This is a genomic window from Corynebacterium sp. MSK071, assembly GCF_030232125.1.
GTDB classification, from domain to species: Bacteria; Actinomycetota; Actinomycetes; order Mycobacteriales; family Mycobacteriaceae; genus Corynebacterium; species Corynebacterium kefirresidentii.
In genome coordinates this window covers 52,946-74,956 of record NZ_JASPJA010000004.1, presented here as the reverse complement: position 1 = coordinate 74,956, position 22,011 = coordinate 52,946, and the positions used below count along the sequence as shown (strand labels likewise).

General features: G+C 57.7%; 22 protein-coding genes. 19 read left to right on the top strand and 3 right to left on the bottom strand.

Translation table 11 applies throughout. The annotated features are described in order from the left end of the window. Positions 1–18 precede the first annotated feature (18 nt). The 13 genes from QP990_RS04195 (at position 19) to QP990_RS04135 (ending at position 15,252) form a co-directional block, all read left to right on the top strand. Positions 19–1,272 (top strand): M18 family aminopeptidase, encoded by a 1,254-nt coding sequence (locus QP990_RS04195; RefSeq protein ID WP_284798511.1) that lies wholly within the window; start codon positions 19–21, stop codon positions 1,270–1,272. Positions 1,273–1,300: 28 nt separating this feature from the next. Continuing rightward, positions 1,301–2,137, top strand: coding sequence for a tRNA (adenine-N1)-methyltransferase (locus QP990_RS04190; protein WP_023021551.1), 837 nt, complete (start codon positions 1,301–1,303; stop codon positions 2,135–2,137). A 73-nt stretch (positions 2,138–2,210) separates the two neighbouring features. After that, positions 2,211–3,776, top strand: a complete 1,566-nt coding sequence (gene arc, locus QP990_RS04185; protein WP_284798510.1) for a proteasome ATPase — start codon at positions 2,211–2,213, stop codon at positions 3,774–3,776. Continuing rightward, positions 3,773–5,305: a depupylase/deamidase Dop gene (gene dop, locus QP990_RS04180; RefSeq protein ID WP_284798509.1), complete on the top strand. Its 1,533-nt coding sequence runs from the start codon at positions 3,773–3,775 to the stop codon at positions 5,303–5,305. Before arc ends, dop begins: the two co-directional genes overlap by 4 nt. 44 nt (positions 5,306–5,349) lie before the next feature. After that, the gene (locus QP990_RS04175; RefSeq protein WP_005324778.1) at positions 5,350–5,541 is read left to right on the top strand and encodes a ubiquitin-like protein Pup; all 192 of its coding nucleotides are present in this window, start codon (positions 5,350–5,352) and stop codon (positions 5,539–5,541) included. Positions 5,542–5,579: 38 nt separating this feature from the next. Further along, complete coding sequence (pafA, locus tag QP990_RS04170; protein WP_284798571.1) at positions 5,580–6,959, top strand: Pup--protein ligase; 1,380 nt, start codon at positions 5,580–5,582, stop codon at positions 6,957–6,959. 38 nt (positions 6,960–6,997) lie between these two features. Further along, entirely contained in the window at positions 6,998–7,984 is a 987-nt protein-coding gene (locus QP990_RS04165) for a YafY family protein (protein WP_284798508.1), read from the top strand. Between the two features lie 2 nt (positions 7,985–7,986). Continuing rightward, positions 7,987–8,943, top strand: a complete 957-nt coding sequence (locus QP990_RS04160) for a YafY family protein (RefSeq protein ID WP_284798507.1) — start codon at positions 7,987–7,989, stop codon at positions 8,941–8,943. 97 nt (positions 8,944–9,040) lie between these two features. Continuing rightward, positions 9,041–9,304: a Sec-independent protein translocase subunit TatA gene (gene tatA, locus QP990_RS04155; RefSeq protein ID WP_284798506.1), complete on the top strand. Its 264-nt coding sequence runs from the start codon at positions 9,041–9,043 to the stop codon at positions 9,302–9,304. A gap of 108 nt (positions 9,305–9,412) precedes the next feature. Further along, positions 9,413–10,507: a twin-arginine translocase subunit TatC gene (tatC, locus tag QP990_RS04150; RefSeq protein ID WP_239208353.1), complete on the top strand. Its 1,095-nt coding sequence runs from the start codon at positions 9,413–9,415 to the stop codon at positions 10,505–10,507. A 21-nt stretch (positions 10,508–10,528) separates the two neighbouring features. Next, positions 10,529–13,345, top strand: a complete 2,817-nt coding sequence (locus QP990_RS04145; protein ID WP_239208352.1) for an RNA helicase — start codon at positions 10,529–10,531, stop codon at positions 13,343–13,345. A gap of 32 nt (positions 13,346–13,377) precedes the next feature. Continuing rightward, entirely contained in the window at positions 13,378–14,505 is a 1,128-nt protein-coding gene (locus QP990_RS04140) for a Xaa-Pro peptidase family protein (RefSeq protein WP_284798505.1), read from the top strand. Beyond that, complete coding sequence (locus QP990_RS04135; protein WP_023021562.1) at positions 14,506–15,252, top strand: SDR family oxidoreductase; 747 nt, start codon at positions 14,506–14,508, stop codon at positions 15,250–15,252. It abuts the gene before it with no gap. 14 nt (positions 15,253–15,266) lie between these two features. Here QP990_RS04135 and QP990_RS04130 read toward each other — a convergent pair whose 3' ends face one another. Further along, a complete protein-coding gene (locus tag QP990_RS04130; RefSeq protein ID WP_284798504.1) occupies positions 15,267–16,055 on the bottom strand; it encodes a precorrin-3B synthase in 789 nt (262 codons plus the stop codon). Positions 16,056–16,140: 85 nt separating this feature from the next. Here QP990_RS04130 and QP990_RS04125 point away from each other — a divergent pair, with 85 nt between their 5' ends. The 3 genes from QP990_RS04125 to QP990_RS04115 are packed head-to-tail and all read left to right on the top strand — an operon-like array spanning position 16,141 to position 19,171. Continuing rightward, a complete protein-coding gene (locus tag QP990_RS04125; RefSeq protein WP_284798503.1) occupies positions 16,141–16,743 on the top strand; it encodes an FxsA family protein in 603 nt (200 codons plus the stop codon). Continuing rightward, a complete protein-coding gene (lnt, locus tag QP990_RS04120) occupies positions 16,743–18,272 on the top strand; it encodes an apolipoprotein N-acyltransferase (RefSeq protein ID WP_239208349.1) in 1,530 nt (509 codons plus the stop codon). Before QP990_RS04125 ends, lnt begins: the two co-directional genes overlap by 1 nt. A gap of 5 nt (positions 18,273–18,277) precedes the next feature. Next, the gene (locus tag QP990_RS04115) at positions 18,278–19,171 is read left to right on the top strand and encodes a polyprenol monophosphomannose synthase (RefSeq protein WP_023021566.1); all 894 of its coding nucleotides are present in this window, start codon (positions 18,278–18,280) and stop codon (positions 19,169–19,171) included. 78 nt (positions 19,172–19,249) lie between these two features. Here QP990_RS04115 and QP990_RS04110 read toward each other — a convergent pair whose 3' ends face one another. Further along, positions 19,250–19,633, bottom strand: a complete 384-nt coding sequence (locus tag QP990_RS04110; protein ID WP_023021567.1) for an RNA polymerase-binding protein RbpA — start codon at positions 19,631–19,633, stop codon at positions 19,250–19,252. 130 nt (positions 19,634–19,763) lie between these two features. On the opposite strand from QP990_RS04110, the gene QP990_RS04105 reads away from it, so the two are divergent. Genes QP990_RS04105 through QP990_RS04095 form a run of 3 tightly spaced genes read left to right on the top strand, consistent with a single transcriptional unit; the run spans position 19,764 to position 20,988 of the window. Next, complete coding sequence (locus QP990_RS04105) at positions 19,764–20,105, top strand: hypothetical protein (RefSeq protein ID WP_034655353.1); 342 nt, start codon at positions 19,764–19,766, stop codon at positions 20,103–20,105. Positions 20,106–20,108: 3 nt separating this feature from the next. Beyond that, on the top strand, positions 20,109–20,810 hold the full coding sequence (locus QP990_RS04100) for a YceI family protein (protein ID WP_239208348.1): 702 nt from the start codon (positions 20,109–20,111) through the stop codon (positions 20,808–20,810). Positions 20,811–20,823: 13 nt separating this feature from the next. Next, positions 20,824–20,988 carry a hypothetical protein gene (locus QP990_RS04095; protein WP_023021569.1) on the top strand — a complete coding sequence of 55 codons (165 nt, stop codon included), beginning with the start codon at positions 20,824–20,826 and terminating at the stop codon, positions 20,986–20,988. Positions 20,989–21,483: 495 nt separating this feature from the next. Here QP990_RS04095 and QP990_RS04090 read toward each other — a convergent pair whose 3' ends face one another. Then, positions 21,484–21,957 carry a hypothetical protein gene (locus QP990_RS04090; protein ID WP_239208347.1) on the bottom strand — a complete coding sequence of 158 codons (474 nt, stop codon included), beginning with the start codon at positions 21,955–21,957 and terminating at the stop codon, positions 21,484–21,486. Between the last annotated feature and the right edge of the window lie 54 nt (positions 21,958–22,011).

Below are 22,011 nucleotides of genomic sequence, written 5' to 3'. Positions count from 1 at the left end.
CGTGGCAAGCTAGGAGGTATGAGTTATACCGAAGAATTCCTCGATTTCATCGCCGCTTCTCCCTCCTCTTATCACGCTGCGGAGGAGGTATCCCGCCAATTGCGCGAGGTGGGATTTGATCTACAGGATGAGAGCGAGGAATGGTCGGCCGCGCCAGGTGGCCACGTGATGGTGCGCGGTGGCGCGGTAGCGGCCTGGTATGTACCACAGGAGGCGGATAAGAATTCTGGTTTTCGCATCGTGGGGTCACATACGGACTCGCCGGGCCTGGTGCTCAAACCCACGCCGGACTTTTCGGCGGCGGGCTGGCAGCAAGTAGCAGTAGAGGTCTACGGCGGGGCGCTACTGCATACCTGGTTTGACCGAGAGTTGACCGTCGCTGGCCAGATTGTGACTAAGGACGGCACGCGGCATGTGGTAAATACTGGCCCTGTCCTGCGCCTGCCGTCTTTGGCCATCCACCTGTACCGCAAGGATGAGTTCAAGCCAGACCGACAGCACAATATGCAGCCTATCCTCGGCGTCGGTGACCCAGAGGCATCGATCTTGCAGGTAGTGGGGGAGAAGGCGGGCGTCGGCAAGCAGGACATTGCATCCTTCAACCTGATTACGGCCGATGCCGCCCGCGGTGAGGTCTTTGGGGCAGGAGAGCAGTTCATTGCAGCCGGGCGCATGGATAATCTTTCTTCTGTACATGCCTCCTTGGCGGCGATGAAGAATGCTGCCAAGGACTATCAGGGCAAGGATATTTTGGTCATGATGGCCTTTGACCACGAAGAGGTAGGTTCCAGCTCCCGCTACGGTGCGGGCGGGCCTATTTTGGCGGACGTCATTACTCGAACGGCCCGGGCACTGGGAGCTAACGAGGAGGAACGCTTCCAGATGTTTTCCCGCTCGAGTTGTGTCTCGGCCGATGCGGCACATTCGGTGCATCCCAATTACGTGGGCAAGCACGATCCCACGCACCACCCGATAATCGGCAAGGGCCCAGTGACCAAGATCAACGGCAACCAGCGCTATGCCTCCGATGCCACCACAGTGGCGTTGTGGGAAGCAGCGTGCGACAAGGCTGGCGTGCCGGTGCAGCGCTTTGTGGGCAATAATGACGTGCCGTGCGGATCGACCATCGGTCCCATCACCGCAACCCGTTTGGGCATCGACACCGTGGATGTGGGCGTGCCCATGCTGTCGATGCACTCGGCGCGTGAAATGGTGGGCGAGCGGGACCAAGTATGGCTTGCACAAGCGCTTGAGGCATACTTGGTGGGATAGTAATCGCAACCTCGAGGAGTCTTGAGACATGGCTTATTCCGGCCCCTTTGCCTATGGCGACCGCGTGCAGCTTACCGACGCCAAGCGGCGCCACTACACGGTCATCCTTGAAGAGGGAGGCCAGTTCCACTCCCACAAGGGCATAATTAACCACGATGACATCGTGGGTATGGATGAGGGTTCGGTTATTGAGTCCACCCTTGGCTCCTCCTTCCTGCTTTTCCGCCACCTGATGGTGGACCACGTCCTGTCCATGCCGCGCGGTGCCGCAGTGATCTACCCCAAGGATGCGGCACAGATCTTGGTAGAAGGCGATATTTTCATGGGCGCGCGCGTGCTCGAGGCCGGTGCCGGTTCCGGTGCGCTATCCATGTCTTTGCTGCGTGCCGTCGGCCCAGAAGGCCATGTGTATTCCTATGAGGTGCGCGATGATCACCTTGAGTATGCGGTGGATAACGTGAAGGAATACTTTGGCGAGCAGCCGGAGTGGTGGTCGCCACGCCTTGGTGATCTGGCAGACGTTACCGCTGCAGACCTGGGTGGGCCGGTAGACCGCGTTATCCTCGATATGCTCGAACCATGGGAACACTTGGAGACCGTGCGCGATCTCCTCATCCCAGGTGGCGTGTTTATGACCTACGTGGCAACGGTGCCACAGCTAATGAAGGTCATGGAAGGCATTCGTGAACTCAAGTGCTTCACCGAGCCCAAGGCATGGGAATCGCTGGTGCGTGAATGGAAGGTCGAAGGCCTAGCTACCCGCCCAGAGCACCGCATGAATGCGCACACCGCCTTCCTCATCTGGACTCGCCGCCTGGCCGATGGTGTCACCCCACCACGCCCGCAGCGCCGTGCCCGGAAGTAGGGCCCTCTCAACGCCCAGAATTTAAAGGGCAAGTGCCCTCTCTCGCTGCCCGCGCCGCGTTAGAGTAGTGGGCATGGATGAAGCCACGGACTATAAGCGGCAGGTCAGCCAGCTTGCCGCCCGCAATCAGAAGTTGGCGGGCTTATTAAAAGAATCGCGCGTGAAGCTAGAACAGCTTTTTGCCGAGCTCAACGCGCTGGCTGAGCCGGCATCGACCTACGGTGTTTTTCTAGGTTATTCGCCGAACCACAGCGAAGTGGGAACCACCGCGGAGGTCTATACCAATGGCCGCATTATGCAGCTTAAGGTCTCGCCTAACGTGGAACCAGGCAGCCTCTCGGCCGGCCAGCAGGTTCGCTTGGGCGATGGCTTCGTGGTCGTGGAAGGGTGCCCGCCTGAGCGTACAGGCGAGCTAGCAACGGTGGTGGAGCGCCTCAGCCAAGACCGCCTGATAGTGGCAAATTCCTCTGGTGAGGAAAAGGTAGTGCTGCTTTCGCATGCGCTGCGCGAGGAAACGCGCGTGCCAGCAGGCGAGGTCGTGCTCGTGGACCCCAAAGCTGCCATCGCACTAGAAAAGGTGGAAAAGACTGAAGTCACCCAGCTTTCTTTGGAAGAGGTCCCAGATGTGCGCTATGAGGATATCGGCGGGCTGGGCGAGCAGATTTCCCAGATCCGCGATTCCGTAGAGCTACCGTTTATCCATCCCGATCTCTATCACCAATACGAGCTACAGCCGCCTAAGGGCGTGCTCCTGTATGGCCCGCCAGGGTGCGGTAAGACGCTTATTGCCAAGGCAGTAGCCCACTCTTTAGCCCAGCAATTAGGCAGTGAGGAGCCGAGCTACTTCCTTAATATCAAGGGCCCAGAGCTGCTCAATAAGTATGTGGGGGAGACGGAACGCCGCATCCGCCTCATCTTTGAGCGGGCCCGCGAATTGGCCCAGCTCAGCGCTGACCGGCCAGTGGTCATCTTCTTCGATGAGATGGAATCGATTTTCCGCACTCGTGGCTCGGGTGTGTCCTCCGATATGGAAACCACGGTTGTTCCACAGCTGCTCACGGAACTCGATGGAGTTGAGAGCCTGTCCAATGTGATCGTCATTGGCGCTACCAACCGCGAGGAGCTCATCGATCCCGCCATCATGCGCCCCGGCCGGCTTGATATCAAGATCCGGGTTAACCGGCCGAATAAACAGGGTGCCCGAGAGATTTTCGCCCGCCACTTCACCGATTCTGTGCCGCACCAGGGCACGTTGGACGAACTCATTAACGCCGCGGTGGATGAGCTTTATGCCGATCGCCCCTTCGTACAGCTGCACTTTTCCAGCGGAGAACGCGAAATACTGCATTACCGCGACTTTGTCTCCGGCGCAATGATTGCCAATATCCTCTCGCGGGCCAAAAAGCTGGCTATCAAGGACGCTCTCCGGTTGCGCGCAGGCAGCGAGCAGGCGGCAGGCGGGGACCACGAGGGCATCGCCAAGCAGCACTTGCTCGATGCCATCGCTGCCGAGCGCGCCGAATCAGAATATGTTCCTACCTCCACCAACCCGGAGGAGTGGACCAAGATCATTTCCCAAGACCATTCCGGTGCCCGCGTAGAACGGGTGGAGCTATTGACCACAAGGAGGAGCGCATGAGCCGCGTTATAGGTACCGAAACCGAGTACGGAATTGCGACCCCGGAGCTACCGGAGTACTCACCTATTATTTCTTCCACTCACGCGGTAGTAGCTTATGCCGCGATGCACACAGGGGCGCGCTCACGCTGGGATTTTGCCGAGGAACACCCGCTGCGCGATTCCCGCGGCTTTGATCTCAAGCGCTACCAGACGGTGCCCGTAGTCGACCCCAACGCCATTGGAGTAGCCAATGTGGTCACGGCTAATGGCGCCCGCTTTTATGTCGACCACGCGCATCCAGAGTATTCCGCGCCGGAATGCACTAATGCCTGGGACGCCACGCTTTATGACGCCGCAGGTGACGCCACGCTCCTTCAAGCCGCCGCGGCCGTAGCGGGGCTTAGCGCGCAAGAAAAGTCCGTCCTTGCCAACCATGACCCGTGCCCTGTCTTGCGTTTCTATAAAAACAACGTGGACGGCAAGGGCGCGTCTTATGGCTCGCACGAGAACTACCAATACTCCCGTGAAACGGACTTTGACACTCTGGCGCAGGCCCTCATCCCTTTCTTTGTTGCTCGCCAGGTAGTCATCGGTGCCGGGCGCATGGGGCTAGGGGAGTTTGGCGAGGAACCAGGTTTCCAGATCTCCCAACGCGCTGACTACATTGAGCAAGAAATCTCGCTAGAGACCACCCTCAATCGCGGCATTATCAATACCCGCGATGAGCCGCATGCAGTCCATGCAGACTACGGCCGCCTCCACGTCATCATTGGGGACGCGAATATGTCGCAGACCTCTACATTGCTCAAACTGGGGATGACCTCCCTAGTGCTCGATGCTATCGAAGAGGGCGTGGACTTCAGCGACCTCCGCCTTAAGGATGCTGTGGCGGAAGTCCCACGAGTGAGCCGTGACCTTAAGCTGCAGCATCGCCTCACGCTTGCCGACGCCCGCCGGCTCACCGCCCTAGAGCTCCTTGCCGAATATCGCGCACGCCTAACCCCACGCACGCCAGCCGATCATAAGGTCCTCGCGGCCTGGGACGAGGTAGTTGCGCTACTGGAGAAAGACCCGATGCAGGCCGCACACCTGCTGGACTGGGTGGCAAAGTATCACCTGATTAAGGGCTATCTCGACCGCGGCATCAATCCAGACGACCCCAAGCTGCGGCTCATTGACCTGCAGTACGCGGAGATTGATCCAACCAAGTCGCTTCACCACGCTCTAGTGCGCAAAGGCCAGATGCGGCAGCTTTTTAGCCCCGCCGAAATTGAGCGTGCTTCCAGCTGTCCGCCGGAGGACACCCGCGCATATTTCCGCGGCCGAGTAACGCAGAAATTCGGCGAGGATATCATTGCCGCAAGCTGGCAAAGCCTCACCGTACGAGTAGGGGAGGGCACCGCCGCACCGTGGGCCACAGTTCCCATGGATATCGCCACTGGTCTCACTCAGGCTGAATGTGGAGAGATGATTGACGCCGCCGACACGGTCGAGGATCTTCTCCAAAGACTCACTGACAGTGGGATCCACCCCGAGTACCGTAATTAATAACCACGTATAAAAGCAGAATCCATAGAAAGGATCTTCCACCTATGTCCACTCACCAGTCCCAGGTTACCGGCGGTAATGGCGGCGATGACTCCGCCGGCGACGAGGAGTTTACCTCTACGCAGCTCAGCATCAATACCACCGGTACCGATGAACTTCTCGATGAGATCGACGGGCTGCTAGAAAATAATGCCGAGGAATTCGTGCGCTCCTATGTCCAAAAGGGCGGGCAGTAAGGGTGAGTGATAAGCGCCCTGTCTTTGCCCGACGCATCATGGGCATCGAAACAGAATATGGCCTAGCTACCAGCGCAGGCTCTGAGGAACGCACTATGAGCCCCGATGAAGTAGCGCGTGTGCTCTTTAGGCCCATTGTCCAAAAGCATTCCTCCTCCAATATTTTTTCAACCAATGCCAGCCGCCTTTACCTGGATGTCGGCTCCCATCCCGAGATAGCCACCGCCGAGTGCGACAGTTTGAGCCAGCTTTTGGCCTATGAATGCGCGGGCGATGCCATTGTCAACCGGCTTGGCGAGCAAGCAGAGCAAGCTTTCGCTGCCGAGGGCCACCCGCGTGCGGTGTACCTTTTTAAAAACAACGTGGACTCGGCTGGCAATTCCTTCGGATGCCACGAAAACTATCTCATTAGCCGCCATATGGTCCTCAAGGACTTAGGGCTAGCGCTGTTGCCGTTCCTAATCACCCGTCAGCTCATCTGCGGCGCCGGCATGGTCCAACCCGCTAAGGGCGATAAGCCCGCCCAATTCCTGCTCTCGCAGCGTGCGGACCAGGTGTGGGAAGGCGTTTCTTCTGCTACCACCCGTTCGCGTCCCATCATCAATACCCGCGACGAGCCGCATGGCGATTCCAAACGCTTCCGCCGCATGCACGTCATCGTGGGAGATTCCAATATGGCCGAGCCCACTATGGCGCTGAAAGTAGGTTCAACGCTGCTCATTTTGGAAATGTTGGAGGCCGGATTTGAGCTGCCGGAATATGAGATCGAAAAGCCGATTCACCATATCCGCGCTATTGCGCGCGATATGACGGGATCGACCGAACTACCACTTAGCGGAGGTGGATCAGTCACCGCGCTGGAGGTGCAACAGCAGCTCTGTATGCGCGCAAGCCAATGGCTGGAAGAAAGGGAAGACGCTGGTACCCCTACCGCCGAAATGCGGCGCGTAGTTGATCTCTGGCAACGCACCCTGCGCGCCATTGAGACCCAAGATTTTTCCGAAGTGGACAGGGAAATCGACTGGGTCATTAAACTCGCCCTGCTTGAGCGCTACCGTGCGCGGCTCGGTGGGCAGTGGGACCACCCTAAGCTGGCCCAGATTGATATGACGTATCACGATATCCGTCCTGGACGCGGGCTCTACCATGTACTGCTGCGCAAAGGTCTTATCGATCGCTGGATTGAGGATGCTGATATTGAACGCGCGATGGACACAGCGCCGGCGACCACGCGCGCTGCGCTGCGCGGCCAGTTCTTGGCTACCGCGCGTAACTGTGGCGCCAATGTCACCGTTGATTGGACGCGGCTGAAAGTCAATCGGCCCGAACCGCGAACCGAGGAACTTTTGGATCCCTTCATTGCCCACGATGAACGAGTCGATGCATTGCTAGACTATATGCATTCACACCACAGCTAGATCCACCATAGAGTCATATCAGGGAGACAACACAGCACGTGGCAGCACACAACCCCACGCCCAAACGGCATGATGAGGCGGTAGAAAGGCTCACCAACCTCTCCTTCGCGCTACAAGGCGCGGCAAACTCCGGCGGTAGCCCTGATCGCAGCGCTGCATGGATTCGTCGCCACGTTGCCGGGTACGGCGATAAGTCGGGCGAGGCTTTTGCCAAATCTTTGGCGCGGGATATAGCGACCCTCCAACGCGCCGGGGTGCCCATTGTGCATTCCGGTGGTGAGGATGGTGCGCGCTACCGTCTCGACGCAAGCAGCTACCAGCTACCGCCGGTGGAATTTTCTCCGGAAGAGGCCATGGTTTTAGGCATAGCAGGGGGAATGGGTACCACGGGAGGCTTAAGCGATTTCTCTTTATCTGGGTGGACCAAGATTGCTGCCAGCGGCGCCTCGCGCAACCTTTCGGGCGCGCCGGTGTACACGGCGGTCAATGACATCACCCGCCTTGCCCCAGAAGTTATTACCTCTGTCCTCGCTGCGGTGCGCAACCGACTGCGCATTACCTTTTCCTACCGCGCAAACCCGGCCGCTGAGCCAGTACGCCGCGTGATGGATCCCTGGGGAGTCGTCAATCGCGATAGCCACATCTACATCGTGGGATTCGATGTGGACCGCGGGGCCCCTCGTGTCTTTCGCGCGCTTCGCGTCTCCGATATCAAACGCTCACATCATCCTGCAGAACGCACCGTGCCAACAGAGACCTTGCAGGTCTTGGTAGAGCGCGCATTGCAGCGCGGAGAAAAGGTAGACGCGCGGCTTATCATTCCGGTGGGAAAGGCACAGGAGTTAATGGATGCGGGCGAGAAGCAGCCTGATGGCACAGTATTGCTGCGCAACGTGGATAAGGATTGGCTCGTGCGCACAGCGGCCGGGTACGCGCCAGAGGTACAGGTGGTCGAACCTGCCGGGGTGCGCCAGGAGGTCATTTCTCTTTTGCACGCTGCGGCGCAACGGCAGGAAGGACGCTAGCTATGGCCGATGGATCGCAAAAGCTCCAAGCGCTCGTGCGCTCTTTGAACCTGATTCCCTACTTTAAAAATCACCCCGACAAGACGCCGATGGAAGCGGCTACAGATTTGGGAATGGAACCCGGTGAGCTGAAGGAAGCCCTCGATCGCCTCTTTTGTTCCGGTACAGGCCGAAATACTGAAGACCTCATTGATCTCAGCTTCAGCTACCGCGACGGGGTAACCATTCACAATGATCAAGGCCTGAGCCAAGCTTTGCGGCTTACCCCCACCGAGGCCGGTGCTTTGCTCCTTACCTTAGAATCCCTGCAGGCCATGCCGGGGCTTATTGACGCCCACGCGGTCGAATCCGCCGCTGCTAAATTGCGCGGCATCATGGATGAGAAGACGGCAGCAATCTATGATTCACTGTCTACTCCAGCCCCTGAAGAAACGGATATCCAGGCGCTTTTGACCCAAGCGGTCAATGAACGAAAGCGGGTGCGGCTGCGCTACTGGAGTGCTTCGTCTAATGCAGAATCCGAGAGGCTAGTGGATCCGGCGCGCATATTCATCGTTGATTCTGAGCCGTACCTGGCGGCATGGGAAGAAGCAAAGCAAGCCCATCGCACCTTCCGGATCGACCGCATTAGGAACGCTCATATGGAAAAAGAGCAGGCGCAGCCGCACCTGAAGGACCTCGATTTTGATGCCGCTTCACCCTTTAATTTGGGCAACGCGGACACCGTGAAACTAGCAATTAACCAAGAATTCACGTGGCTGGCTGAGTATTACGATATGCGGCTGGGCGAAGACCTAGGAAATGGGGAAGTAGCTGCGACGATGCCTGTGGGATCAGTGGACTGGCTGATTCGTTTTGCCTTGGGTCAAGCTGATAGGTTGCGAGTAGTTGCTCCTCAATCCGTGGTTAAGCTCATTGCGGAGCGAGGAAATGCCGCTTTGAGCGGCTATACTCAATAGCCAGTTACTTGCCCGTTAACTGCGCCCGCCCGCTGGAAGATTTTCCGGCAGTACCGCTGCTCGGCATGCTGGCGCACTAGTTGAAAGAGGTTTCTCCATGACCCTAGGACCTATGGAAATCGGCCTAATCGTTCTCGTTATCGTCTTGCTATTCGGTGCAAAGAAGCTGCCGGATCTGGCACGTTCCATGGGCCGTTCCATGCGCATCTTCAAATCTGAGGTTAATGAGATGCAGTCCGAGGATACCCAGCGTTCCCAGGCGCAGGCACAGCTGAACCAGAAGCAGCAGTCCGACGAGGAATTCTGGAATCGACCGGACATGCAGCCGGGCCAGCAGAGCAACACCAACCCTCAGCAGTAAACGCCCCCAGCCCGTCGTTGCGCGAACACCTCTGCAGCGCGTGGATACACTCTCGTAATCCGCGCAGCAGGGAAGTGTTCGCTTCTTTGCGTTGAAAGAGCCATACTGATGTCGCCACAGTCACAACCTGTTTCTGCCCCGAAGGCAAGCAAGAACGTGAAGGGGAAGCTGCGTTTTTCGCGCAAGCAGAAGAACCCTACCGGGGAGATGACCTTGGTGGAGCACCTGCAGGAGCTTCGCCGCCGCGTCATCATCGCCGTTTTAGCGGTGGTCGTCGGCGCCATCATTGGCTTTATCTGGTACCAACGCGCACCGTTCGGTATCTCCCCGCTGGGTGAGATCCTCCGCGAGCCCTATTGTGCGCTGCCAGCAGACAAGCGCGCCTCTTTCAGTGCGGATGGCGAATGCCGTCTTTTGGCCACCAGCCCTTTTGAAATGCTCCTGCTGCGCTTGAAGGTAGGCGCTCTGGCGGGCACCGTATTGTCCTCGCCGGTGTGGCTATATCAGATTTGGGCCTTCGTAGTCCCTGGCCTCCATAAAAATGAGCGTCGCTACACCTTGAGTTTCGTCTCTGCCGCAGTGGGACTATTCGTTGCTGGCGCCGTGCTCGCGTATTTCATCCTGTCCGTTGGGCTGGAATTCCTCATGGGCATCGGTGAAGAGTACCAAACAGCAGCGCTGACAGGTGAACGCTATTTCTACTTCCTTTTGGCATTGCTGCTGATATTCGGCATCAGCTTTGAAATTCCCCTGCTCATTGTGTCGCTCAATCTTATTGGTGTGCTGGAATATGAGCATGTCAAGGACAAGCGGCGGATCATTATTGTCGTCGTGATGATTTTCGCCGCCTTTGTTACCCCGGGCCAGGATCCCTTCTCAATGGTGGTTTTGGCTGGATCGCTCATCCTTCTCATCGAGATTGCATTCCAGTTCTGCCGCATCCACGATAAGCGCATGCAACGCCAGCGCCCCGAGTGGATGGACCTTGACGACGAGGCTGCTTCACCGCTTGGTGCCGGTCCAGACGCTGTTGGAGGGCCTACTCCCGTCGCGGCGCCAACCCAGGTACACCCTTCGCCCGCTCCTTCTCAGCCGGTTTCTCAACCAGTCCAGCAGGCACAGCGACAGCAGCCGCAGACGTGGACCACCGGCGGCACCGGGACTTCGTCGAACAGCGGCGGCTTTTTCGACGATGTCCTCTAGGCACGGGTAGCCTGGGGAGTCATGACTGAAACTCATCTGGATTATTTTTCTGCAGCCCTGCCATACCCCTTGGATGAGTTCCAGGTTAAGGGATGCCAAGCCGTGGAAGACGGGCACGGTGTGCTGGTGTGCGCGCCGACCGGCGCCGGCAAAACCATTGTGGGCGAGTTCGCAGTATCGCTGGCATTAAGCCGAGGTACCAAGTGCTTTTATACAACTCCCATTAAGGCGTTGAGCAACCAGAAGTATCACGACTTGGTGGAAGAGCACGGTGAGGAAGCCGTCGGCTTGCTCACCGGTGATGTATCGATCAACTCCGATGCAGAGATCGTCGTTATGACCACCGAGGTGCTGCGCAATATGATCTACGCAGAATCCGCAGCACTAGATCGCCTTACCCATGTGGTCATGGATGAAATCCACTTTTTGGCTGATGCTTCGCGCGGCGCAGTGTGGGAAGAGGTAATCCTCAACCTGGCAGACCATGTCTCCATCATTGGTCTATCTGCCACAGTGTCCAATTCGGAAGAATTCGGCGATTGGCTTTCCACTGTGCGTGGCGATACCAACGTCATCGTTTCCGAACACCGCCCAGTTCCGCTCGACCAGTGGATGATGCTGGGACGTAAGATTTATCCGCTTTTCGAGCCCGAATCCGGCGGACAAGTCAACGCCGAGCTAGAGCGTAGAATCCAGCGCCTTGAGGCCGGCGATACCGATGACGGTCGCGCAGACTATAAGTCCGGCAAGGGCTTTCGCGCCCGCGCCCGCCACAAGGGCGGCGGTCGTAGTGAATTCCGCGGAAAGGGAAGGGGACGCTCCGGTGCTTCTCGCCAGCAGGATCGCTATCGCCCCCTGGGCCGTCCGGAGGTACTGAAAGTACTCCAGTCCCAAGACATGCTGCCGGCCATTACCTTCATTTTCTCCCGCGCTGGCTGCGATGGCGCGCTCTATCAGTGTCTGCGCAGCCGCATGGTGCTTACCTCCCAAGAAGAAGCGCAGCAGATCAAAGAAATCGTCGATGCTGGTGTAGAAGGTATCCCCGAAGAAGATCTACAGGTCCTAGACTTCAAGCGCTGGCGCGAAGCCCTTTCCCGGGGCTTCGCGGCACACCATGCAGGTATGCTGCCGGCCTTCCGGCACATCGTGGAAGACCTCTTCGTACGCGGCCTCGTCCGCGCCGTCTTCGCTACCGAAACCTTGGCTCTCGGCATCAATATGCCGGCGCGCACCGTGGTGCTAGAAAAACTCATCAAATTCAATGGTGAGGCCCACGTTGATCTCACCCCCGGCCAGTACACGCAGCTAACTGGCCGCGCGGGGCGTCGCGGCATCGATACCTTGGGCAATGCAGTCGTGCAATGGGCCCCCGCCATGGATCCGCGTCAAGTAGCCGGCCTTGCTTCCACCCGCACTTACCCTCTCATTTCTACCTTCGCTCCAGGCTACAATATGGCAATCAACTTGCTGGGCATGCTTGGGTTCGAAGACTCTCTTCGGTTGTTAGAGAAGTCTTTTGCCCAGTTCCAAGCGGATGGCTCGGTGGTGGAAGAAACCCGTGAAATTGAGCGCGCGGAACATCGAGTACGCGAGCTGCGCAGCCAGCTGGATGATGCCGTGGCGTCGCTAGCACCTCCTGCCAAAGACGGGGAAGATCCCGCCGAGGTACTGATGGACTACGTCCGCCTGCGCCGCGAACTCAGCGCTGAAGAAAAGCAGTCCAAAATCGATAGCGCTAACCAACGCAACCAAGAGGTTATTGCGGTTCTGGGGCGTCTGCAGCTAGGTGATGTTATCGCCATGCCCGGCAAGAAGCGCCCTATTCTCGCTGCGGTTGTCACGCCCGCTAACCAGACCGCGGATCCCCGCCCGTGGATTACCACGGAATCTGGGTGGTCTGGTCGGATCGACGCCGCCGGGATCAATAATCCTCCCATTCAGGTGGGGCGCATTAAAGTGCCGAAGCCGGTACGCAAGAACCCACGGCGCAATACCCGTTACGTGCAGGATGTCTTGCGCCGTGAGCACTTCGATCGCCCCAAGCGGATGAAGTCGCAGCCCCGTACTCGGCCCAATAAGCGGGTAGGGCAGTTGCGCGATCAGCTACGCGCTCATCCCGCGCACGAGTGGCCGGCTACTGATCGCGAGCAGCTGGCGGGCTTGGCACAAAAGCTCGCACGGCGCGAGCGTGACCGAGACAAGCTCCAGTCCAAGGTAAATAAGGCTACAGATACTTTGGGCCGCACCTTCGAGCGCATCGTTGACCTTCTGGCAGAAATGGACTATGTCGAGTTCACCGGGGTAGGTTCCGAACGCACGCCCGTAATTACTGAGGAAGGCGAGCGTCTAGCCAAGATTCACAGCGAATCCGATCTGCTCGTGGCACAGTGCTTGAAGCGCGGGATTTGGGATGAGTTGGATCCTGCCGAGCTTGCCGGCGTTGCTTCTTTGTGCTGTTTCGAAAACCGCAAGGCTACCAGTGGGCAGCCAGAAGCAGCTACCGAGCGCATGGCCGATGCCATGAATGGCACGTGGCGCGTTTATACCGAACTCACCGCCGATGAGCAGCGCCACCGTCTGCCGCCTACCCGTGAGCCGGAGGCTGGTTTCGCCCTGGCCGTCCACCAATGGGCAGCCGGTGCCCCCTTGGGCTATTGCATGGCTGCCGCTAATGAAGCCGGCGCCGAACTTACCCCCGGTGATTTTGTCCGCTGGTGCCGGCAGGTCATTGACCTCCTGCAGCAGGTGGCGAAGACCGGTTATGACGGCGAGATTCAGCGCAATGCCCGTCGGGCTATTGATGCCATTCAGCGCGGTGTGGTAGCCATCGGCGCCTAGAGGCCGCGGCTTGGGCGAGTAGACTCTGGGACATGACTGTTACTCAGACTTTTTCCGCTGATGTCTACGCCCAGCGCCTGCAGGCCGCCCAACAGGCCGCTAAGGACAAGGACATCGATCTACTCCTCATCGGTACGGGTCCAGACTTTGCCTATCTCACTGGCTCCTGGGTTTCCTCGCACGAGCGCCTTACCGTTTTGGTCGTGCCGCAGCAAGGCAATGCGTGGATCGCAGCGCCTAATACCGATATCACCGATATCAAGGCGGCTCCAGTAGGAGAGCTGGATGTAGAGCTAAGGAGTTGGAACGACGGCGATAATCCCTATGAGCTAGCACTAGATGGTGCAGGCGCTGCTCTAAACAATGTGGCCCTGGGGCAGTCGCTGACTGCAGACCACGTCCTGCGTTTTCAGGATCTAATCCCACAAGCCAATTATCAGTTGGCTACCTACGCGCTGGCGGAGCTTTTTACCCGCAAGGATGAAGCTGAGATTGCTGAGCTGCGCAAGGCTGGCCAGGCCATCGATGCGGTCCACGCACAGGTACCAAAACTCCTCCAGCCGGGCCGCACCGAGGCGGAGGTGGCTCAGGAATTGGAAGAGCTCATCTTGCAAGAGCACACCGTTATCGATTTCGTGATTGTCGGCTCGGGCCCGAACGGCGCCAACCCGCACCATAGTTTCTCGGACCGTGTGTTAGCGGAGGGCGAGCCAGTCGTCGTCGATATCGGCGGCACTCTGCCTTCCGGTTACCACTCCGATTGCACCCGCACCTACGTGGTCGGCGGGGAGGTTTCCAAGGCACCGCAGGACTTTCAGGATGCTTATGCCGTGCTTGCCGACGCCCAAGCAGCCGCCCGCGCTGCAGCCCACCCCGGTAGCACCGCCGCAGAGATCGATGCCATTACCCGCAAGGCAATCGCTGCAGCCGGCTGGGGCGACAACTTTGTCCACCGCACTGGCCATGGCATCGGCCTATCCACTCACGAAGAGCCGTTCATTATGGAAGGCAATGACCTCACATTGGAAGAAGGCATGGCCTTTTCCATTGAGCCGGGCATCTACGTGGAAGGCAAGTGGGGCATGCGTTTGGAGGATATCGTGGTGCTTACTAGCGATGGCTACGAGTCCCTTAACCTAGCTCCGCGTGAAGTCCGTTAAATGGCTGGCGTACTAATCCTCGGTGGCCGCAGTGATATCGGCGGCGAAATAGCTCGGCGGGTGGCTCCCGGTAAGGACATCGTGCTCGCTGCTCGTGGCACCCATGGAATGGACGGTAGAGAACAGCAGTTGCGGGCGGCGGGCGCGCGCAGCGTGCACTTGCTTGATTTCGACGCCGCAGATTTTCCGTCCCATGCTGGCGTTGTCGATCGCGCGATAGAGCTAGCAGGACCTCTGGAGATTGCGGTTGTAGCCTTTGGCATCCTGGGTGACCAGGAGCGAGCGGAACGCGATGCTTCCCACGCGGTCGACATCGCCAAAATTGATTACGCGGCGCAGATTTCCCTGCTCACCTTGGTTTCTGAACGCATGCAGCGCGGTCACATCATCGCGTTTTCTTCGATCGCAGGGTGGAGGGCCCGTCGAGCGAATTACGTCTACGGTTCTACCAAGGCTGGTCTTGACGCCTTCTGTCAAGGTTTGGCCGACAAGCTGCACGGCAGTCGGCTAGGACTCATTACCGCACGCCCCGGCTTCGTGATTGGCAGCATGACAGAAGGAATGAAACCGGCGCCGCTTTCGGTGCGTCCAGAGGATGTGGCCGAGGCCGTGGTCAGCTGCATAGACCACGATGCACGGCGCGGGAGACCGCGTTCGCGCACCATCTGGATCCCCAGAGCTCTACAGGGCCTAGCGTGGATCATGCGCCTCGTGCCGCGCCCAATCTGGCGGCACATGCCACGCTAGAGTCTGCGATCCTGCTAGTGTGCGCGGAGCAGTGGGGAGTTGATGTCGAAGATGAATCCACGCGGGGCGAGTACGCGCAGAACCACCTCGGCATCGCCCTCAGCGATATTGTGAAAGACTAATCCGCCCCAAGGGGTGACGGTGATGTCTACTTCCAGCTGCCCAATGAGCTGTGCAAACTCGGCTGGAATTGCGCCTTTATGAACGCCTGCGCCCAGATCAACGATGCCCGCAGGCAGATGCTCATCCAGCCAGCCAATGGGGCCGGGTTCTGCCAGGGCGGAGCTTGTGTGTTCCTCGGCCTCCGCGCACTGGAGTGCTTCCTCATAATGACGGGCGGCGGCGTGTGGGGTAAGTGGGGCAGTAGGGGTGTCGACAAGCGGGGAGCGCCCAAGGTACAAAGAACCATCCTTGTCGATGTTTAAGCTCACACCAGCGGCACCCGCGGGCAAGTTATCCTCTCCCGCGATGACTGCAAGACCTGGCCCACCTTCTACCGCACCCAGTTCAGCCGCAATGTCTTGGGCCGCCTGCTTGGCCGCTGCCGATAGGGGTGAGGCCAGCACCGGCACCGTGGCGGCATGTAGATGCAGGCCCTGGAGCCGCCGCTTAAGCGCCTCCGCATCCGTAATTCCGCGCAGCTCGATGGCAGAAAACCGGTCGATGTACACAAATCCATCCGCGCAAGCACTGGCGCATTCTGCCAAAGTTGCCCAATCTGGGGCGTGGGTGCTGCCGCCGGCAACGTGGATGCGGGTGCACGTGCCGTACTGAGGGTCGTCGAAAAGCGCAGGAGTAAACATGCGCACCAGTTTAACCTGCCGCGGCTGCAGCATAGTTCACGAGTGTTGCCAGCGCATTTTCAGTCTGCCTCGTTAAACTGAAGCCATGCCGTTTTTCTATTTTGCTCTCTACATGGTCGCAGAAACCCTGACTTTCTGGGCCGTATCCACATGGATCGGTGTTGGTTGGGCGCTAATCGCGCTCTTTGTCACCATGTTTTTCGGAATGTCCATCGCCGGCATTGAAGTCCGGCGCTTGATGGGAAAGCAGGTCGAGCGCACAGGAGACGGCACTTACGTTGTCCGCGGCGGCAATATGGGCAAGACTGCCAGCAACGTAGGTCTTACCTTGGTAGGCGGCATGTTGCTCTCCTTGCCTGGCTTCCTAACCACGATTCTCGGCGCCCTACTTATTTTCTCGCCCACCCGTGCACTCATCCGCACAGTTATGGCAGCGTCTTTGTACCGCAAGATCGAGAATATGGGTGTCAAGATCTACGAGGCAACCCCGATGGCGCAGCAGCATGACACGTATGGCGATTTTGGCTCCTTCGGCCGCGGACAAGCCGCACACAGCGGGCACCCGAGTACTCAGGACGCTGGCCCACATGAGGTCTTGGATGAGGAAGAGATTCGCCGGTGGACTGAAAACCTAGATCCGGATGACTTTGGCCCTGCCGGTGGCGAGACTAAGGGCGGCAAGAGCTAGTGTTGCCTATCCTTGCCCGCCTTTTAGTGGCGGGCCTTTCTGGTCTGCTTACTTATGCCGCCCTTGAGCCCCGCGGCTGGTGGTGGGCCGCAGTCGCAGGCATGGGCTTGCTCTATGTGAGTTTGATGCCTTGGGGAACTAGGCACGTCTCCGCCCGTCTGGGCGCACTACTCGCGGTAGCGCATTCACTCGTGCTCTATCTTCTCACCTTGCCCTGGATCGGTGAATTGGTGGGAAGCGGGCCGTATATTGCGTTGGCAGTATGGCTTGCGGTTTACGCCATCCTATTGGGCTTTGGCGGCGCCGCGGTGGCACGGTGGAAGTACGGTTTTATTGCTTTCCCGTTCGTCTACCTCGCGGTGGAGGTGCTGCGTTCTTCTCTACCTTTCGGTGGTTTTTCCTGGGTCAAACTGGCTTGGGGGCAAATCGACGGGCCGCTAGCCAAGCTAGCGCCGTGGGGTGGCACCTCGCTTATCACCGTCGCCACAGTACTGTGTGGCTGCGGAATCGCCGCCTTGGTGATTCAACGCGGGTGGAAGGCCAAGGCCGTCGCACTGGTGACAGTTATTCTTCCCCTTGCGACCGCGACGGTAGCGGGCTTGAGCATCAACCGCGACGACTCCATTGTCGGTGAAGCAAAGGTTGCTGCCATTCAAGGAAACGTACCCCGCATGGGCCTAGATTTTGCTGGGCAGCGCCAAGCGGTTCTCAATAATCATGTGGCTGAAACGAAGAAGCTGGCCGCGCGTGACAAGGACATCGACCTTGTCATCTGGCCTGAAAACTCATCCGATATCAATCCTTTCCATGACGGTAGGGCAGCCGCGGCAATCAGTGGTGCCGTTGATGCGATTGATGCCCCCGTTCTGGTTGGCACCGCTACGCGCGATGACGTGGGCGCCCGCAATACAATGCAGGTCTTTGCTCCTGGCCACGCGGTAGGGGACCACCACTATAAGAAGTACCTGCAGCCTTTCGGTGAGACCATGCCGATGCGGGATTTCTTTGCCAAATTTTCTGGCTACGTGGATCTTGCCGGGGACTTCAAACCCGGCGATGGTCCAGGTGTGGTTTCCATGGCGGGCGTGCCGGTAGGCGTGGCAACGTGTTACGAAGTCTCCTTCGACAACGCCTTTAGAGAATCGGTCAAAAATGGCGCACAATTGCTGACTACGCCAACCAATAACGCCACCTTTGGCTACTCGGATATGACTTACCAGCAATTGGCCATGAGCCGGCTGCGTGCGATGGAGACAGACCGTTCCGTGGTGGTGGCGGCAACCTCTGGAGTATCTGCCATTGTTCACCCCGATGGCCGCGTCAGCCAGTCCACGGAAATTTTTACGCCGGCCGCTCTCGTGGAGCAGTTGCCTTTGCGTAGCGGCGAGACCTTTTCCGTTAGGTTTGGTTCGCCCCTGCAATGGCTCATGGTTATTATTGGAACAGTCTGCGCACTGGTAGCTTTGCGCACAAACCGCCTGCGACGCACCCCGCGCCGCTCCGGCACAGATACATACGTAGGAGCATAAACACTGTGAGCACGCTTGAAGCCTCGACCTTGGTCATCATCCCGACCTACAACGAGATCGAAAACCTACCTCTCATTACTGGACGCGTCCGCGCGGCGGTCCCAGAGGTGCATATCCTCATCGTGGACGATAACTCGCCCGATGGCACCGGCGACAAGGCCGATGAGTTCGCAGCGCAGGATGACCATATCCACGTTCTCCACCGCGAAGGCAAGGGTGGCCTGCTAGGCGCCTATATCGCTGGCTTTGAGTGGGGCTTGGAGCGTGATTACCAGGTACTGTGCGAGATGGATGCAGATGGCTCCCACGCGCCGGAGCAGCTGCACTTGCTGCTCGAAGAGGTAGACAAGGGTGCGGACCTAGTTATCGGCTCCCGCTATATTCCGGGCGGCGAGACCGTCAACTGGCCGGCTTCTCGCGAGTACCTTTCCCGTTTGGGCAATATCTACATTTCCGTGGCGCTGGGCGCTGGTCTGTCCGATATGACCGCCGGTTATCGTGCCTTCCGCCGCGAGCTCCTCGAATCCATTGATTTCGACGAGCTATCCAAGGCGGGCTATATCTTCCAGGTGGATCTGGCTTTCCGCGCGGTTAAGGCCGGCTTCGATGTCCGCGAGGTTCCTATTACCTTCACCGAGCGCGAATACGGCGAGTCCAAGCTTGATGGTTCCTTCGTGAAAGATTCCCTGCTGGAGGTAACCAAGTGGGGCGTTGCCCACCGCACGGAGCAGCTGCAGGATTTCGGCGGCGCCGTATCCAAGCTGGTCAATCGTGAGGTCAAGGATGGCTCCATTCACGATCTAGGCGTGCAGGCCCGCAAGGGCGCCGGCTGGGCATCTGACTTCGCCGGGGAAATTGCTCACCTAGCAAAGCACCAGATTGCACAGTTGAAGAAGTAGCCCATGCTTCAACGCTAAAGGCCCGTACCGTCCCTTAGTAAAACTAAGGAGGTACGGGCCTTTGTCTGCGGCAGAACCTTATGAGTTCTTTTGCTGCTGTTCCTGCTGCTCCTTTAGCAGGCGGGCTGCGGAACGGCGACGGGAGCGCAGGTGGTTAATGCGCTCTTCTAGGAGCTCGTCCAGCTCCTCAATGGAGCGGCGCTCACGCAGCATATCCCAGTGGGTACGTGGCGGCTTAGCCGGCTTAGACTCAACGCCTTCACCTTCTACAAGGTGGCCTAGCTTGCCGTTTTTGCACATCCATTCCTCAGGGATTTCAGCATCATCCGCAAAAGGCACCTCATAAATCTCGCCGTCTTCGGTGCGGTACTTCACCATTTGGCGCGGTGCGAGGTCGTGGTCGCGGTCGGTTTCGTAGCTGACTGCGCCCATACGGCTGCCACGGAGTACGCGATCTGCCATGCAACATCATCCTTTTCAAAGAGATCCCTGATTGAGTGCGAAGCAAAACTTCGCCTAAGAGCTACTAATTATAACGAACACCCTCGCGCCTTTGTTCCCAGCCCGCCCAAAATGGACTAAAGTGTATCGGGTGATCCGTACAGCTAGTCGTGAACGCAACGTCGGTTCCTGCCAGTGGTGTGGGAAGGACATTGATCAAGGCGGTAGAGGGCGGCCACGGAAGTTTTGCAGCGCCTCGTGCAAACAGCGGGCGTATGAGCAAAGAAATAATGTTAGTGGCACGGGTATTCCCGCTAACGCTGTGATCCTTACTCCGGAGAAGGCAGAAAGTTTGCGCGACGGACTTTTTGAACTACGTTGTTCCGCAGAAGATATCAATACCGCCGCGGAGGAAGGTGCTAGTGCGCAGGAGCTTGCCGGTTTGTGCGAAGAGCTTGTAGCCCTGGCCCGACGCCTAGAAGGACTTCGATAGAAGATGAAAAAGCTTTTTTATAACCGCAAGCTCGTCATTACCATCTTTGTGGTGCTCATTGTATTGCTCACCGCCGTGGCCATTGGCCCTATGGTGTATTCGCTTCTCAAGGGCGCCGGTGTAAAAACAGAGCCTATTTCCGCCGATGGAGCTAAGGCTGCGTCTACGGAACTAGATGGATCCTGGCAGGTTGCCAAGGGGCGTGCTGATAATCATACCTCGGTTGGTTTTACCTTCAATGAGATCCTACCTGCAGAAAAGACCACTACATCTGGTTCGACTACTGAGGTAACCGGTCAAGCAGAAATTTCTGATTCCACCCTCAAAACCGCGACGGTCACCGTGGATATGGATGAGTTGTCTACGGATAAAAAGGTCCGCGACCAAAATATGAAGTCCAAACTCTTTGAGACGCAACTTTACCCAGAGTCTTCCTTTAAGCTCACCAAACCCGCTTCGCTTGCCGACGTCCCAGATGACGGCACCATTGGCACGGTAAAGCTCACCGGTGACTTGACCATCAAGGATGAGACACACGAGGTTTCCCAAGACTTTGACGTTCTCCGCGACGGGGATAACATCGTCATCGGCGGCACCGTTCCAGTTAATCGCCTTGATTATGGCGTAGAAACCCCGGAAATGTTGGCCGCAAAGGTCGAGGAAAAGGGCGAGGTCAATCTTCGCATTTCCTTCAAGAAGGACTAATAAGGACTAGCCTATGAACACCCGCCAAATGATCCCGTTTATGTGGCTGCGCCTTCTTATAGTCATCGGCTTTACCATTTTCGTAGCCGTTCAACACATGTGGGTCATCGTAGCGATTTCTGCCTGCTTGGCGCTTTTGACAATATGGCAGCTGTGGAGTGCTTACCGTAATCGTTAAATAAGACATCCAAAGCGAACGGTAGTTGCCCCGAATATCGTCAATGTGACGTTATATGGTGGTGTGGTTGCATGCTCCAGTAGGGTGTATTTTTGCCGAAATCCACCCGTCCGACCACACATCGGGACCCACACGCCATAGATGGCTGACGCCCGTGGCACGGAGGGGCTCAATAGTGCTTAATAGTTAAGGCGCCTGGCGTCACAGGGGCAGACTGCATACCGGCGACCCTCGATAGGATTAGTCAGCCAGCTTGGCGGACCAGTGGCCACTGGAGTGTATCGCGGCAACTGGGCGACATCGCAAAGCAGAGCTTCACAGCAGAAGGCGGTGCGAAGATAGTCGCCGCAATAAAAGGAGCAAGCGGGGATTCTGATAAGACCGACTAGAAGGCTCGAGGTATGCCAAGGTATAAATAAGGAACTGCCCCAACCATGGATAAATGTCCGATAATGTACATTATGTCATTTAAACTAGGGGTGGCATTCCCCCCTTTTAGTTCCTGACTCCATACATTGATACTTGGACCCCGCCTCTATTGTTCGCTCCTGACAACACGCGCCCGAATGAAGCTTTCCAAATATGACATTCCTTCACGAAGATTGGTCTCTCGTCATTATTCTTGCCGCGGGCGACTTCTTTCTCGGCTTGGTCTCTCGTAGCACATGCGGCCTTAAGCTCTGGATCGAATTCTGCGCTCGACGGATCCGATCCCTGCGCGTGTCCACCTCTAAATACGATGTAAACCACTTCCGGATGGTGTTCTTCATCCAGTGGACCGTTCCACCCACGCAGGCATGTCTCTTCAGTCCAACAGGTCACCCCTGAGCGGTCTACGCATTGCCCCATGGCTTTTTCTTGGGCGCGCGTCAGCGCAACCCCTGCAAAGGACTCATCAAATGAATCGTCTTTCCGCGCAAATAATACGAAGATCCGCGCGGTGCTTTTCTTTTGCTTCTTCGTATCCATGCCCCACATCTTCTCACCCGGCTATCGGTTAGTTTTCAACTAAAATGCACACTA

Excerpts from the sequence above, each read along its gene's own strand:
- QP990_RS04195 (WP_284798511.1), top strand. The coding sequence starts at position 19 with ATGAGTTATACCGAAGAATTCCTCGATTTCATCGCCGCTTCTCCCTCC.
- QP990_RS04190 (WP_023021551.1), top strand. The coding sequence starts at position 1,301 with ATGGCTTATTCCGGCCCCTTTGCCTATGGCGACCGCGTGCAGCTTACC.
- arc (WP_284798510.1), top strand. The coding sequence starts at position 2,211 with ATGGATGAAGCCACGGACTATAAGCGGCAGGTCAGCCAGCTTGCCGCC.
- dop (WP_284798509.1), top strand. The coding sequence starts at position 3,773 with ATGAGCCGCGTTATAGGTACCGAAACCGAGTACGGAATTGCGACCCCG.
- QP990_RS04175 (WP_005324778.1), top strand. The coding sequence starts at position 5,350 with ATGTCCACTCACCAGTCCCAGGTTACCGGCGGTAATGGCGGCGATGAC.
- pafA (WP_284798571.1), top strand. The coding sequence starts at position 5,580 with ATGGGCATCGAAACAGAATATGGCCTAGCTACCAGCGCAGGCTCTGAG.
- QP990_RS04160 (WP_284798507.1), top strand. The coding sequence starts at position 7,987 with ATGGCCGATGGATCGCAAAAGCTCCAAGCGCTCGTGCGCTCTTTGAAC.
- tatA (WP_284798506.1), top strand. The coding sequence starts at position 9,041 with ATGACCCTAGGACCTATGGAAATCGGCCTAATCGTTCTCGTTATCGTC.
- tatC (WP_239208353.1), top strand. The coding sequence starts at position 9,413 with ATGTCGCCACAGTCACAACCTGTTTCTGCCCCGAAGGCAAGCAAGAAC.
- QP990_RS04145 (WP_239208352.1), top strand. The coding sequence starts at position 10,529 with ATGACTGAAACTCATCTGGATTATTTTTCTGCAGCCCTGCCATACCCC.
- QP990_RS04140 (WP_284798505.1), top strand. The coding sequence starts at position 13,378 with ATGACTGTTACTCAGACTTTTTCCGCTGATGTCTACGCCCAGCGCCTG.
- QP990_RS04135 (WP_023021562.1), top strand. The coding sequence starts at position 14,506 with ATGGCTGGCGTACTAATCCTCGGTGGCCGCAGTGATATCGGCGGCGAA.
- QP990_RS04130 (WP_284798504.1), bottom strand. The coding sequence starts at position 16,055 with ATGTTTACTCCTGCGCTTTTCGACGACCCTCAGTACGGCACGTGCACC.
- QP990_RS04125 (WP_284798503.1), top strand. The coding sequence starts at position 16,141 with ATGCCGTTTTTCTATTTTGCTCTCTACATGGTCGCAGAAACCCTGACT.
- QP990_RS04110 (WP_023021567.1), bottom strand. The coding sequence starts at position 19,633 with ATGGCAGATCGCGTACTCCGTGGCAGCCGTATGGGCGCAGTCAGCTAC.
- QP990_RS04100 (WP_239208348.1), top strand. The coding sequence starts at position 20,109 with ATGAAAAAGCTTTTTTATAACCGCAAGCTCGTCATTACCATCTTTGTG.
- QP990_RS04095 (WP_023021569.1), top strand. The coding sequence starts at position 20,824 with ATGAACACCCGCCAAATGATCCCGTTTATGTGGCTGCGCCTTCTTATA.
- QP990_RS04090 (WP_239208347.1), bottom strand. The coding sequence starts at position 21,957 with ATGGATACGAAGAAGCAAAAGAAAAGCACCGCGCGGATCTTCGTATTA.